Below are 15,174 nucleotides of genomic sequence, written 5' to 3'. Positions count from 1 at the left end.
CAAATACTCCTATGCCATAAAGAGCTGGAGGGACAACTGGGAAGAGCTCACGGTATTCTTTGAGTTCCCGATAGAGATCAGGAAAATAATCTATACTACGAACCTTATCGAGAACCTGAACGGGAAAATTAGAAAGTATACCAAGAACAAACTTTCCTTCCCTACGGATGATGCGGTGATGAAATCCGTATATTTGGCTGTGAGGGAAGCGACCAAAAAGTGGTCCATGCCAGTAAGGAACTGGGGAATCATCCTAAATCAGTTCCTGACGATCTATGAAAAAAGGGTCAGACTTTAGATAAAAGTCCAACCCCTGTTATTTTAAACTTACACAGTTTACGGGATAGTGTCAAATTATGTGAGTATTGTGTTTACAGTTTAATTCAGTTTTTTATATTCACGCGCACGGGATGCCGGAGGTCTAGTGTCTACCCCTTAAAACCCCTGTTTATAGGGGTTTCAAGGCTTGTTTAAATAAATGCTCACCGAATAGGTAACGAACGTGTAGGAAGCCCTATTAATTTTAGATGATATTAGATGGCAGCTTTTGAATAAAAAAAGTGATGTATTGGTTAAAATTAATGTTTGGGGCGGCTTGGTGAGCGCTTTTTATCGGGTCGCCCTTTTTTGTATACTTCCTTTATATCCTAATTCACAAGCCATTTTATTTCTCATACGGTAGATAAAGTATTTTGATAACAAAAATTGCAAACACACTATTTGAATTCTCGGATTTTTAAGTAAAACAGGCAGTACAAAAAAAATAAATTATCATTACTCACTGATGAAGTCGTATAAATATATATGATTTGTTGTAAACAAAGCTGTCCAAAAACTGCATATACCTGTTAGGTGCTGGGTTAAATCATTTTAAATCAGTTCCTAAATGAAATTATTTTTCATAGGCATACCCAAAGGAAAATATCGGTTCAATGTTTATTATGGAATAACTTTTTATTAAATAATAAAAACAAAAGTGTATGTACTTTATCTCCTACTTTATCTCGGATAATAAAAAAAGCTTTGCTCATCTGGTTTTCTACTGTTCTGAAAGAAATATTTAGATGTTCCGCTATCTCTCCATAAGTCAGCCCTTCTTGTTTACTTAAAATAAAAATCTCTTTACATTTTGGAGGAAGAATTTGTATTTCTTGTTTTACTAAAGTAATTAATCTGGTGAGTTCACTGTTATCTTCCTCGTTGACGATTTCATTAAGTGTTTTGATATATTCTTCTTCTAATGACAAAAGTCTGCTTTTTTTTCGGTGCTGATCTATGAATTCATTATAGATACTTTGGTATAAGTAACTTTTAAGAGAATATTTAGCGTTTAATTTTTGTCGATGGTTCCAAACTTTCAAAAGGACATTTTGTACAATATCTTCAGACATATAAATATCTCGACACAGACTTTTGGCATAAACACTTAGTTTATGGTAGTAAGTATCCATCAAATAGGAATAAGCTTTTTCATCGCCTTTAATTAAGTGTTCAACAAGAATTTTATTGTTTGAATAATCTGCCTTCAAGTTTTGTCTGTGAGAAATTACGTTTTTATTTAATGTAAACTTAAAAAAAAAATAATTAACAGAATTTGTGGGTGATTGAAATTGGCAAACGTAATATAATAAAAGAGTTTTTTCAAAATGAATGAAAAGATAGAAAACGCACTTGTTAAATTTTTGATGAATACCGCCAATATAGATGATTTAGAAACATTGTCGGATTGGTTGAAAAAGGAAGAGAATAAACAGATTTTTAAAAGTTATGTAAGGACCAATTACGCAATGGATATAAATTTGAATGAGTTTAAATCTGAAAATGCCAAAAAGCAATACCTGCGTAAAATTAGAGAAGACAAGGGTTTATTATTTAAGTATAGATTATATAGGGGTTTAAAATATGCCGCAGCGGCAATTATAATTTTAGGATTAGGCCATTTCGTTTATCAAGAGTCTTTTAAGACTTCTATCGATACTTCTCCCGTAGTCGTAGGGAACGATATAAGTGTTGGAAAAAATAAAGCTACCCTAACTTTGGAGAATGGGTCAGAGGTTGAATTGGTTCAGGGTAATGAGTACCATTTACAAAATGCAGATAGTAATGGAGAGCAAATAGTGTATAGTTCAAAAGAACAAACTTCAAATGAAATTACTTACAATTATTTAACTATTCCAAGAGGAGGAGAGTTTCTTGTGAAATTATCAGATGGGACTCAAGTTTGGTTAAACTCTGAATCTAAATTAAAATTTCCTATAAGATTTATAGATGGAGAAACCCGGGAAGTTGAGTTAGTTTATGGAGAAGCTTATTTTGATGTTTCTCCGAGTACAGAAAATAATGGAGCAAAATTTAAAGTGGTTAATGATGCTCAAGAAATTGAGGTGTTAGGAACCGAATTTAATATAAAGGCTTATGAAGATGAATTCAATATATATACCACTTTAGTTGAAGGAAAAGTAAAGGTTAATACCTTAACAGAAAAACAAGTATTAGTGCCAAACCAACAATTAAAACTAAATATTACAAATAATTTGATGGAGGTGGTAGAGGTTAATGTAAAAGAAGAAATTGCATGGGTGCGTGGAAGGTTCGTCTTTCAACAAAAATCATTAAAAGAAATAGCAAAAGTATTATCGCGATGGTATGATGTAAATATTGAGTTCGATAGTAAATCACTAGAGGAAGTTAAATTTAATGGAGAGTTAAGCAAGGAGCGAGACTTAGAGGGAATATTACAATTAATAAAAAACACTAATTATATAAACGACTATGAAAAAAGAGGTAAACAAATAATATTGAAATAAAAAGGAGGGACCAAAATATCAACATCTCACAGTAAATAATTCTCCCTCCTTATAGCGAATAATTGATTAAAAGTTTAACCAACCAATACTATGTAAAATTATGGATTTTAAATTAACCAATGCACGTTTTCTGTATAGAAAACAATTTTTAATGATCATTATGAGAACATTCATTTTCTTATGTTTCTTTTCAGTGTTTGGTGTAACACCAAATAACGTTTTATCACAAAACTCAAAAATCATCGTTGATTTCGATAGAACAGTGACTGTAGATGAGGTTTTTAGGATGATTAGTGACCAATCTGATTATGAATTCATTTATCATCAAGATTTGTTTAAGAATTCTCCTATGGTACGATTAAAGAAGGGAGTAATTAGCGCTAATGACCTATTGGAGCAAAGCATTTCTAACGATTATGTGAATTTTGAGTTTACGAATGAAAATACTATCATAATTAAAGAAAAAGGTGTTGTCTTAAATGAAGAAAATGTTAATCAGCAATATAGCGTTTCAGGAGTTGTATTGGACCAATCTGGGCAATTTTTACCAGGAGCAAACATTCTTGAAAAGGGAAGGGTGAATGGCACACAGACTGATTTTGATGGTAAATTTTCTATAACGGTTGTAGATGAAAATGCCATATTAATAATTTCTTATTTAGGTTTTATAGCCAAGGAGGTTTCGGTAAAAGATCAAACAGATATGACCATAACCTTGGAGGAAGATGCAACAGGTCTCGATGAGGTCGTGTTAGTTGGTTATGGGAGTCAAAAGAAAATAAACTTGACTGGCTCGGTAGCAACGGTGTCATCGAAGGATTTAGACAGTCGTCCAGCTACGGATGTTTCTAATTTGTTAACTGGGTTTGTGCCAGGGGTTACTGTTCTCCAAAGTTCAGGACAACCAGGTGCCGATACAGGTAATATCACTATTCGTGGTTTAGGAACATTAAATAGTACCAGCCCATTATTTATTGTAGACGGCATGGAGTCTACGTTTCAAAATATAGATCCAAACGATATAGAAAATATTTCTATTTTGAAGGATGCTGCAGCTTCTGCAATATACGGGGTACGAGCAGCTAATGGTGTTGTGCTTATCACAACTAAAAGAGGTGTTAAGGGAAAATTACAGGTAAATTATAATACTTACATTGGTTTTCAAAAAGAATCAAACTTACCTTATTTTTTAGGATCGGCCGATTTTGCTACTTTATTTAATGAAGCTTTGGTAAATGATGGGCAAGCTCCATTTTATTCTTCTAGTGATATTGATGCTTTTAGAAATGGTAACGATTTAGATAATTTTGCAAATACAGATCAAATTAATGAACTATTCTCAGAATCTGGATTCCAGCAAAACCACCATGTAAGTCTTGCAGGGGGAGACGAATTAACGAAATATGCTGTTTCGGTGGGGTATTTAGATCGTAACGGTTTAATGAAAAATACTTCCTATGATAGATATTCTGTAAGAGTAAATCTTGACCGTGAAATTTCGACTGATTTTAATATTGGGGTTAATTTAGCCTTAACGCGCGAAGATATTTTAGAACCTAGTTTAGGGGTTGGATCTATTATTCAGCATGCCTTTCGTGAACCACCAACAGTACGTAATAGGTTTTCTAATGGATTATGGGGTAACTATTTGGGAGAAACAAATTCTTTAGCAGAAGTAGAAGATGGTGGTACTAATAAACAGTTTAGAAATAAGGTAATAACAAATTTTACAGCAGAATATCAATTTCTTGAAGGGCTTAAATTAAAAGGAATAGCCGGTGTTACTAATGATTTTAATAAGGGCAAAAATTTTGGTCATTCATTTCAACTTTATGGGACTGTAAATGATGACTCTCCTATTAGAGTCGTTAGGAGTGGTTTAGAAGAAAGCCGTTCAGAATTAATAGATATAAACCTTCAAGCTTTACTTACTTACGAAAAAACTTTTGGTGATCATGCATTTAATACCTTATTAGGATATAATCAAAGAGAAATTACGCAAGAAGGCATCACTGCAGGAATCAATGATTTACCTTCTAATAATGCGCTTAATCAACTTAATGCAGGAAACCAAGACACCGAAGTAAATTCTGGTGGTGGTTACGAATTTAAATTAAGATCAGTTTTTGGTCGTTTTAATTATATTTTTATTGATAAATATTTATTCGAAGCCAACTTTAGATATGATGGTACAAGTCGCTTTGCTTCTGATGATAGGTTTTCTGTTTTTCCTTCATTCTCGGCAGGATGGAAAATATCTGAAGAAAATTTCTTTGCCTCGTCGGCTATTAATAAGCTAAAACTTCGTGCTTCATGGGGACAGTTAGGAAATGAGGATATTCGTGATGGAAATGGAAATTCCATTTACTATCCTTACCAATCAACTTACGTATTTGGAAAAAATTATGTTTTTGGTGGAGCCCTTAATGCTGGGGTTTCTGAAAATCTTAATTTGGTTAATCCTTCAATTACATGGGAAGTATCAACCAATGTAAATTTAGGATTAGATGCTGGTCTTTTTAATAATAAATTAACGCTGACTCTTGATTACTTTACAAGAGAAACTAAGAACATTTTAATGGCCGATCGTTCTGCGTCATTAACTTTAGGAGCAAATCCTGCACCAGGTAATTTTGGTGTGATGAAAAATAAAGGGATAGAGGTAACTATAGGACACAAAAATAACTTAGGCGATGACCTTAATTATTATGTTAATGGTAACTTTTCACTAATAAGCAATGAATTGAGCAGCCAAGGGACTGGTGTTAATAATACCGCTAATTTTTCGAATCCGTTTGGTGTAGAGCAAGTAGATAAAGTTGGTAGTCCTATCAACAGTATTTTTGGATATGAGGCTATTGGTATATTTCAGTCTCAGTCGGAAATCGATTCAGCGCCTGATCAAGCAGCAACATTTGGAGGTACGAGTCCGGGAGATCTTAGATATAGAGATGTAAATGGAGATAATGTTATTTCATCAGACGACAGAGTTGTCTTAGGAAATGCATTTCCTGAAATTAATTACGGAATACAAATGGGTGTTAACTATAAAAACTTTGACTTAGGATTCGTATGGCAAGGTGTGGGAAAGGTAACCGGTTATTTAAATCGAGAGGCAGCAGAACCGTTTTTTAATGCAGGAAAGGCTTTGAGAAAGCATTTGGATAGGTGGACACCAGATAACCCAAATGCTTCTTACCCAAGATTGTCACTTGCGAATTCCAACAGAAATAATGTAACGAATTCATTTTTTGCACAAGATGCAAGCTACCTACGACTTAGAAATCTTCAGGTAGGATATTCATTGCCTAGTAATATAGTTAAGAGTCTTGGAATACAGCGATTTAGGTTGAATGTGAGTGCAGATAATTTATGGACCATTACGTCTTTTGAAGGTTTTGACCCAGAGGCGCCAATAGGTAGAGGTAATTATTATCCGCAAGTTACAACTTTAACCACAGGGCTTAATATTAGTTTTTAACATTTAATCGTAAGAATTATGAAAAATAAGTTTTTATATATAGTATTTTTAATTTTTGGTGTTTTATTCCAAAGTTCTTGTAGTAACGATTTTTTAGATGTGGCACCAAAAGACGAGTTGTCTAGTGAATCATTTTTTAAGACCGAAGAAGATGCTATTCAGGCAATTACCGGGGTTTATAATACATTGTCAATAGGATGGGAATTTGAGATTTATTGGACCTTAATGGATGGGTGGTCCGATAATAGTACACCAGTTTATATCCCAGGTGACCCAAGAAGAATAGCCTTAGGGGGACACTCTGCTACCACTAGTGATATACGCAATTGGTGGGGTATGTTTTACCGTGGAATACGACGAGCCAATGTCTTTTTGGCAAACATTGAAAATGTGGAGAACATTAATGAAGACCTTAAATTGAGGTTGCAAGCAGAGGCAAAATTTATAAGAGCCTATTATTATCATCATTTAGTATATAATTGGGGTGATGTACCTCTTTTAACTGAGCCTACAGATGTGGAAGGGGCTAAAGTTGCGAGAACACCTAAACCAGAAGTAGTTGAGTTTATATTAAGTGAATTAAATGTAGCGGCAGAGAATTTAGAAGCTAATTATTCAGGAGCTAATATTGGTAGGGCAACTTCGGGTGCTGCACAAGCACTTAAGGCAAGAGTGTTATTATATGAAGGACGTTGGGAAGATGCAGCGGAAACTGCGAAAATTGTTATTTCTTCGGACCGTTTTAATTTATTTCCAGATTACGAGCAATTGTTTAAAAAAGAGAATAAAAACAATAGAGAAGTAATTTTTGATATACAATTTACTTCTGAAACTCAACCTAATAATAGGAATATACTATTTCAGCCACCTTCATATTCTGGATGGGGAGGCTTGTCGCCTTTACAATCTTTCGTAGATTCTTTTGAAGCTACTGATGGAAAGAGCATTGAGCAATCAGAAGTTTACGATCCAGAGAATCCTTTCGATAATCGCGATCCAAGATTAGATATGGCATTGAATAGAAATGGATCAGAATGGAGAGGTTCAACCTTGAACACTATCGATGGAAATCCTGATGGCATAGCGGTTACTGGTAACTCAACAAGATCTGGTTATTATGTTAGAAAAGGTCTTGATGAGGATCATTCGGGAGCAGCAAGCACATCTTATGGAAATTATATTTTAATTAGACATGCAGAAATGCTGCTAACTTATGCGGAGGCCAAAATAGAACAGCCTTCTATAGATCAGAGTGTGCTAGATGCCATTAATGATGTTAGGGCTAGAGCTTATGGTACCGTTAGGTCTGATACGGATAACTACCCTGAAATTACAACTACAGATCAAAATAAATTAAGAGATATTATTCGTAGAGAAAGAAGAGTGGAGCTTTGTTTTGAGGGGCTAAATGTATTTGATATGCGTAGATGGAGAACAGCAGAAAACACTATGAATGGCCCCATATTTAATGCAAGGGGAGAAGAAATAGAAAAGAGAGTCTTTGATGTATCCAAACATTATCTATGGCCTGTACCTCAATCTGAAATAGATGCCATTGGATCAGGGATTCTTTCGCAAAACTCTGGCTATTAATTTATTATTTCAAGGCAAAAGTAATCTTACTTTTGTCTTGAAATTTTACTTTTTAACAAGTTAATGCATAAAAATAAGAGGAACCAAGATAACTTTTAAACTGGGTTGAAAAATTGTAATTATACAAATGGTCATTCTATGAATATTTTCTTCAAGTAATGATGGGTTGTCAGATTAAGAGTCAATGCAGAATATTATGTAAACTCTTTTTTAATAATAGACTTCATTTACAGTAGTTTATGTGTTGTTTTCAGTAATAGGTTAAAGTTGTGTTTCAACCCAGTTATTATTTATAAAGGAGGTATTTCCTTCATGTAATTCATATAGTTTTAAGTGACCTTTCATATATGGAAGATATTGAAAGTGCTCTCGATTCATAACAAAGCAACTTCTTTTGCATCTATTTATTTTGAAATGATGTTGATAAATATTTTTCAAACCTTAGTTGTGAAAGCTCAGCTATCCTCTGTTAATAGTGTTCAAATAGTAGTTAAAATTCAATTATTAGATTATTCTATGAATGAAGCATTTTGGATGGGCTATCCATGTTATGCTAGATTCTTATGCTTAAAACAAAATCTCATTAATCGCTCTTTATTTTAAACAAATATGACGGAACAAAACAAGGAATTGAAAAGAATTGCAGACTCTAGAAGGTCTTTTATTAAGAAAAGTATTTTGGGGCTTACTGTGGCTGGGCTTCCTACGATGCCTGTATTTGCTGGACCATTTCGTTACGACGAGAATGGACACCTCATTCCCGAAGATAAAAAACTATCTGAGGCGTGGATAAAATCGTTGTATGAAAGGGGGGTGCCCGACGTGTTCAAAGCAACAGAAGGCGAGCTAAAGTATATAGGGATGCCGGTCGGAGGTATTAATTGTGGCCAACTTTATATAAGCGGTGATGGAAAGTTATGGATGTGGCATATTTTCCGTACACGTTATAATAGAAATCCAGATAGTGAATTACTTATTAGAATGGAGCAAGGGGCTCATTACGCGTATCCTGACAATATATTTGATCGTGAGGAGCGCCCCGTAAGTCAGGGGGTTGCAATAAAAGTTTTGCAAAAAGGAAATGAAATTATTAAAAATTTAGATAAAGAAAATTTTAAAAATATATCTTTTAGAGGCGAATACCCCATTTCTAAGATAGCCTATAAAGATCCAGATCTCCCAGTAGAAATTAACTTGGAAGCTTTTTCCCCTTTCATTCCTGGAGAATTAGACAAGTCTTCTAATCCCGCTACTATATTGTCGTATAAGGTTAAGAATACGTCGTCAGAAAAAGTTAAAGTTAGTTTAGCAGGATGGTTAGAAAATGCCGTTTGCCCTTATACTAAAAATGAAAAATTTGGTAACCGAAAAGTTACCTTAATTGAAAAAAGTAATCGTTCGACGTTGTTTTATCAAACAGAAGGTAAAGAAGACTTATTACGAATGGAGGGCTATGGCTCTATGTCCTGGAGTATTTATAATGGGAAGTCATTAGCAGCTTTTAATATAAATCCGGATAGTGAGACCTCTGCTATATTTTCGGCCTTAGAAGAAAAAAATAAAACTACGAATTATTCAAGTCCACTAAATAAAACACAAATCAATGTATTAGGGAAATGTTTTAATTTAAAACCTGGAGAAGAAAAAGAAGTGACTTTTGTGTTAGGTTGGTATTTTCCTCATCTAAATAACCAACCGGAAAATAATAAAGACTTAATGGGCGTAACCGGAATTAAAGATTTAAAACTACATTATAGTACTCGCTTTAAATCTGCAGATGACGTTGCAAATTATATATGTACAAATTTTGAAGCCTTGGTAGGGGCTACCCGACTTTGGAATAAAACGTATTATGATTCCACTTTGCCTTACTGGCTTTTAGATAGAAGTTTTATTCCAATTAATTTAATGGCAACTAATACCTTGCTACGTTTTAGTAATGGTCGTATTTGGGGATGGGAAGGTGTAGAATGCTGTCCAGGGACATGTCAACACGTTTGGCAATATGCCCAAGCCATGGCACGTATTTTTCCTCAGGCAGAACGTAATCTTAGAGAACAAACCGATTTAGTATCCAATATAGGATATATAAACGAAACAGGTGAATATGCTTTTAGAGCAGAAAATGAAAGGCGAGTAGCACATGACGGTCATTGTGGCACTATTATGCGTATGTACCGTGAACACAAATTATCAAACAGCAACACTTTCTTAAAAACCAATTATTCTAAAATTAAAAAATCAGTTCAATTCATTATAAGGGAAGATAAAAACTTAGATGGTTTGCTAGAAGGGAAGCAGACCAATACACTGGATGCCGCTTGGTATGGTCCAATGGGATGGATAAGTTCTCTGTATCTTGGAGCATTAGCAACAGGAAAGCAAATGGCGCTTGAAATGGAAGATACAACCTTTGCAAATGAATGTAATACCCTATTGGAAAGAGGAAGGGAAAACATTGTAAAAGAAGTGTTTAATGGTGAATATTTTATTCATAAGCCAGATTTCGAAAACCAACCGTTAGCTATTAATTCGAACGACGGATGCCATATAGATCAAGTATTAGGACAAAGTTTCTCATCGCAATTGGGGGTGCCCGACAGAGTTGTTCCTAAAATAGAAACAATAAGTGCCCTTGAATCCATTTGGAAGTACAATTTTGCTCCCGATGCATTTGCCTATCAAAAAGCGCATAAAGCCATAAAAGGACCTAGGATATATGCTACTCAAGGAGAAGCGGGAACACTCATGTGCACTTGGCCAAAAGGAGGGGCAGAAAAAGCTGTTCCTGGTATGGAAAGCAGAGAAGAAAATCCTGACCATTGGAGCGGTCCTGGTATCTATTTTGATGAGGTAATGAATGGTTTTGAATATCAGGTAGCCGTACATATGATATGGGAAGGACTTCTTGAAAAGGGACTGGCAACAGCAAAAGTTATTCACGATAGGTATAATGCCAGAAAACGTAACCCTTTTAATGAAATAGAGTGTAGTGACCATTATAGCCGATCTATGGCAAGTTATGGTGTATTATTGGCTGTTTGCGGATTCGATTATCATGGGCCAAGGTGCGAAATAGAATTTGATCCTAAAATTACCCCTGAAGATTTTAAAGCGCCATTTACTGTAGCTGAAGGCTGGGGAAGTTTTGTTCAGAAACGTAATTCAGTTGAGCAAACCAATATGTTGGAAATTAAACATGGGAAATTATATCTAAAACAACTTTCAATTGTAATTCCTAAAGGAGTCAAACCTTCATCATCAGTATTGGAATTTAATGGTGTCAGTATAACTGGTGAATTATCTAAGAAAAACGACAAGTTAATTTGGTTTTTTGATAAAGTTTTATTGAAACCGGGAGATCAAATAGAATCAATTATAAGATTTTAAAGTAAAAAGGAGCAGTCAATATAAGTTAAAATTTGTAGAGGGAAATTAAAGGTAAATTCAGAACCCAGACCTAAATTAAATCAATTGTAAATCTAAATTAATTTAAAATGGTTGAAAATAATATTGATGTATGCTTTTTTAGATTAGAAATAAAATATTGGTATAACCATAAGTAATGGTTCTACTTTACCATGAGTTATAAAAGAAATAGGAACGAATTTAATAGATTGTTTTCAGGGTTATTTGGTGATCAATGTTTTTCAGATAAAATAACTGTCCTATAGTTGTTAAAGGTTTAACTTAAATAAAATTCAATGAAGAAAACAAAACTAATAATCATAGGAGGTTTTTTAGGTGCGGGTAAAACCACTCTTCTAAATACCATTTTTCGATTATTTCAGGAAGAAGGTAAAAAAGTTGGATTGATAACCAATGATCAAGCTAAAGGATTGGTCGACACCTTAATTTTATCAAGCAGTGGAGCCCATGTGCAAGAAATATCAGGAAGTTGTTTTTGTTGCAATTTCGACGGATTGATGCAAGCTGCTTTATATTTGAGAGATATCGCACAATGTGACACCATTGTTGCTGAGCCTGTAGGTAGTTGTACTGATTTGGTGGTAACATTGGTAAATCCCATAAAATACTATTACCAGCAATATTTTGAATTAGCACCGCTCTGTGTTTTAATAGATCCTTTTAAATTGCAGCAAATGCTTGCTTCTGAGGTAGACACAAAAAAAGGCACCAACTATATTTATTTAAAACAATTGGAAGAGGCTGATTATTTGATAGTCAATAAGATAGATTTGATGAGCACTATTGAGAAAGCTGAGTTAAAAGAGTTTCTTAAAGTGAAATTTCCTTATTTCTCTCAAAGATGGATTTCGGCTTTGCATAAGGAAGGGGTGAAAGACTGGTTGGAAGTCATGAACACTGATGTAAATGTAGGTACACGAGAATTAGATATAGATTATGATGTTTATGCCGATGGGGAGGCAGCGATGGGGTGGTATAATGCTGATTTTATAGTAAATCATATTAAGCACTATTTAATTCCTTGGGGAGAGTTTCAATCCAAATTTTTGCAACTATTACAAGAATTATTTCAGCATGAAAAAATAGCATTGCAACACATGAAAACTTTTTTAAAAAGTGGTTCATCAGAATTACATGCCAATCTTACAGGAACAGGTAGAATTTTGAGTAAGCAAGGAACGCCGTTTAGCAGTTCGTCTGCGCGCATAGCTGTAAATATCCGGGCAGAAACAAGTCCAGAAACTATAAAAGCAATTATGGACGATATTATCAGTGTCTATGCTGAGGAAAAAATTTGTTTCGAAACCAAAACGCTTAACTATTTTAAACCATCGCGGCCTGAACCAACACACCGATGAAGAATTTAAAACCAATTAAAATATAAAATTAGCTTAATTATCTTTCGCTTATGGGAATGATATCAAAATTAGAAATAGAAGAGAGCTTAGAAACTATGGAAAAGGCTTTAATTACTAATAACTCTTTTAAGGTTCGACAGCGCATACAAAGTCTTATACTCTTGAAAAAAGATAAATTTAAGCGTCAAGCAGATTTAGCAGAATTTATCGGTGTAGGACATTCAACCCTAAAGACCTGGATAAAACAGTATAAAGAATATGGATTTGATTCCTTGACAACAATTCAAAGTGGTGGAAACTATAAAGGTATCATAGACGAACACCTCCACAAGGCACTAAAAGCCAAATTAAATGACTCGAAAGATCCATTTCTGGGCTATTGGCATGCTGTTGACTGGGTCAAGGAACACCATGGTCAAGACATTAACTATCAGACCTTAAGAGCTTATATGATACGCCACTTTCAAACCAGGAAAAAGCATCTAAGAAAATCGCATCACAAAAAAGATGAACAAGTCCTAGTGGTCTCCAATGAAACTCCCTAATGGCCTAGAGTAATTAAGGGTAAGTCTTAATAAAGACTATAGGGCGTTTAAGCTTTATTTTTAAGATGTAAGTCGATTTGAGCTATTGAAACTTGTAGGAACAGCACTTACTAGCAGGGGAAGAAACCCCAATTAATTACCAACTAGCTTTTAAAAACACATATATGTAGGGAAGCCATTTTACTTGGGAGGTAGAAGGTTTTGATATGCTTATTTTTAAAGCTTATAGCAAAGAGTTTTCGATATATAGACCAGAGGAATTAAATAACAACGAAAACATAAACAATGTTGTGTATTTTGAGTGTTATATAAAATTTTTAAGGCTTGGTTTAAATTATAATTAGTGTAAAGAACATTTTTTTGTTAAATGTTATTAAAGTACAAAATGCTTGTCATTATTGCAGAGGAAACTCCGCCTTTTTACCTCCATAAAATTTCGGCAAAAAAGCATCGTAAAAACGGTCTTGGAAACAAGCCATTTTCTAAAGAGAAAATCGGCTTAATTCCGCCGTGATTTTTCAATGATTTTGGACCTATATTTTTTATAAAATATTTTATTTTGGAAAGTAGTGTGAAATGATACTATTTGGTAGTAAATTGCCGTAATCGTGTAATTTACAGTATAAAAAGTATTTTAAAGGCTTCTGAGGTGTTAATTAATAGGCCGACAATACTTACCATTCAAAGTAGGTTAGAGTGTCTGTAATCATAATTAAAATAGCAAATAAGGCATGTTTAAGCTGGTTTTAAACTGATCTTTCTTGCTTGTTTTGTTAAGTGATCAAAAAATGGTGATGTCTTTTTTATTTTTCTCTAGAGAGTTTAAATATGTTTGTTTTATGTTTATTAATGTTTGTATATGATACCACCGCTAGTCCACTCCTTGTCCACTGCTAGTCCATTACTAGTTTACTACTATGCCCGGATTTGGTGATATTAAATTAGAAAAAAACTAAAGTGTTTTTTTGAGAATTAAAACGGTATCCTTTATAGGTAAATGACATTGTTTTATAGCTCCTTTTTCATCACAAAAATGAACCGATTTCGCCTTAATCGGATTGCATAATCAGGCGCTTTTTTTCTGCTTTTTTGGACCACTTCTAGCGCTCTTTTTATAAATCCTAAATAAGCCAAAATCGTTGCCAAATTGGGATGATAAAAAAGGATATAAAAAAAAGAATGAGAGGAGGGGAGTGGGGGATAAAAATGCTGGTATTTCTTTAAATGAAATGTAGAGCCCGGTTTAGAACTATTTGCGATAGACAACCATAATTCTCGAGGGTGGTGTTTTCTAACATTCTTTTGGGAACCAAAAGAGGGGAATAGCAAGAGGGTAACACGCTAAAGCGGTGTTACATATTATAAAACACTAAAAATTAGTTATTTAAGGTTAAGTGCACAATCCGGTGAAAACGGACACCCATTCCGCTGGAAATCGGACAGTCATTCCGGAATAAAACGGACACCTATTCCGGGGCAAAGCGGACAGTGATTCCGCTGCAAGGCGGACAGCTATTCCGGAGCAAAACGGACACTTTTCTCATCTTAGTGCCATTAACTTTTAAAAGGAAGAGTAATGGCCAACAAACCTATAGGTATGAGAGAAGTACGCGAATTATTACGACTATATTTTAAACAAGGCTTCAGTGGCCGTAAGGCGGCCAAGGTAGCGGGTGTCGGGAAAACGGCTGCTAGCCAGTATATTGCAGGCTTTAAAAGCAGTGGGCTTTCCATTTCGGTCATTACTGGGATGAGCGACAGTGAACTCATCGACCAGATCAATGTTAGGAAGAAAACGCAGAATCCCCGGTATTCAGCATTAGAAAAGCTATTCCCCTACATGGAAAAAGAGCTTACCAAAGTAGGCGTTACTTTGCAACTGCTATGGAAGGAATATAGGCAAACCCACAAGGATGGCTATGAGTACAGCCAGTTCTGCCACCACTATTACTATTGGTGCA

At 34.5% G+C, this 15,174-nt stretch carries 8 protein-coding genes and 1 pseudogene; 8 read left to right on the top strand and 1 reads right to left on the bottom strand.

Features of this window, described 5'->3' with window-relative positions:
• On the top strand, positions 1 to 298 hold a 298-nt coding region (locus BUA16_RS17525), incomplete at its 5' end, for a transposase (protein WP_143150528.1).
• A 631-nt stretch (positions 299 to 929) separates the two neighbouring features.
• Here the strand turns inward: BUA16_RS17525 and BUA16_RS17520 are convergent.
• Positions 930 to 1,529, bottom strand: a complete 600-nt coding sequence (locus BUA16_RS17520) for an RNA polymerase sigma factor (RefSeq protein WP_072766015.1) — start codon at positions 1,527 to 1,529, stop codon at positions 930 to 932.
• A gap of 117 nt (positions 1,530 to 1,646) precedes the next feature.
• Between BUA16_RS17520 and BUA16_RS17515 the strand changes: the two genes are divergently transcribed.
• The 7 genes and pseudogenes from BUA16_RS17515 to BUA16_RS17480 form a co-directional block, all read left to right on the top strand.
• Positions 1,647 to 2,807, top strand: coding sequence for a FecR family protein (locus tag BUA16_RS17515; RefSeq protein WP_072766014.1), 1,161 nt, complete (start codon positions 1,647 to 1,649; stop codon positions 2,805 to 2,807).
• Positions 2,808 to 2,907: 100 nt separating this feature from the next.
• Positions 2,908 to 6,288, top strand: coding sequence for a SusC/RagA family TonB-linked outer membrane protein (locus BUA16_RS17510; protein ID WP_084668557.1), 3,381 nt, complete (start codon positions 2,908 to 2,910; stop codon positions 6,286 to 6,288).
• Between the two features lie 18 nt (positions 6,289 to 6,306).
• The gene (locus tag BUA16_RS17505) at positions 6,307 to 7,881 is read left to right on the top strand and encodes a RagB/SusD family nutrient uptake outer membrane protein (RefSeq protein WP_072766013.1); all 1,575 of its coding nucleotides are present in this window, start codon (positions 6,307 to 6,309) and stop codon (positions 7,879 to 7,881) included.
• 609 nt (positions 7,882 to 8,490) lie between these two features.
• Positions 8,491 to 11,271 carry a GH116 family glycosyl-hydrolase gene (locus BUA16_RS17500; RefSeq protein WP_072766012.1) on the top strand — a complete coding sequence of 927 codons (2,781 nt, stop codon included), beginning with the start codon at positions 8,491 to 8,493 and terminating at the stop codon, positions 11,269 to 11,271.
• 314 nt (positions 11,272 to 11,585) lie between these two features.
• Positions 11,586 to 12,668 (top strand): GTP-binding protein, encoded by a 1,083-nt coding sequence (locus BUA16_RS17495; protein WP_072766011.1) that lies wholly within the window; start codon positions 11,586 to 11,588, stop codon positions 12,666 to 12,668.
• 50 nt (positions 12,669 to 12,718) lie between these two features.
• Positions 12,719 to 13,213, top strand: coding sequence for a helix-turn-helix domain-containing protein (locus BUA16_RS17490; protein ID WP_072766010.1), 495 nt, complete (start codon positions 12,719 to 12,721; stop codon positions 13,211 to 13,213).
• Between the two features lie 1,576 nt (positions 13,214 to 14,789).
• A pseudogene (locus BUA16_RS17480) lies at positions 14,790 to 15,174 on the top strand (hypothetical protein); the annotation flags it as partial.

It is taken from the genome of Arenibacter nanhaiticus (genome assembly GCF_900141935.1).
In the GTDB taxonomy this organism is placed as follows: Bacteria; Bacteroidota; Bacteroidia; order Flavobacteriales; family Flavobacteriaceae; genus Arenibacter; species Arenibacter nanhaiticus.
This window is presented reverse-complemented; position numbering and strand designations above follow the sequence as displayed.

Coding starts and splice junctions, on each gene's coding strand:
- BUA16_RS17515 (WP_072766014.1), top strand. CDS start 1,647: ATGAATGAAAAGATAGAAAACGCACTTGTTAAATTTTTGATGAATACC.
- BUA16_RS17510 (WP_084668557.1), top strand. CDS start 2,908: ATGGATTTTAAATTAACCAATGCACGTTTTCTGTATAGAAAACAATTT.
- BUA16_RS17505 (WP_072766013.1), top strand. CDS start 6,307: ATGAAAAATAAGTTTTTATATATAGTATTTTTAATTTTTGGTGTTTTA.
- BUA16_RS17500 (WP_072766012.1), top strand. CDS start 8,491: ATGACGGAACAAAACAAGGAATTGAAAAGAATTGCAGACTCTAGAAGG.
- BUA16_RS17495 (WP_072766011.1), top strand. CDS start 11,586: ATGAAGAAAACAAAACTAATAATCATAGGAGGTTTTTTAGGTGCGGGT.
- BUA16_RS17490 (WP_072766010.1), top strand. CDS start 12,719: ATGGGAATGATATCAAAATTAGAAATAGAAGAGAGCTTAGAAACTATG.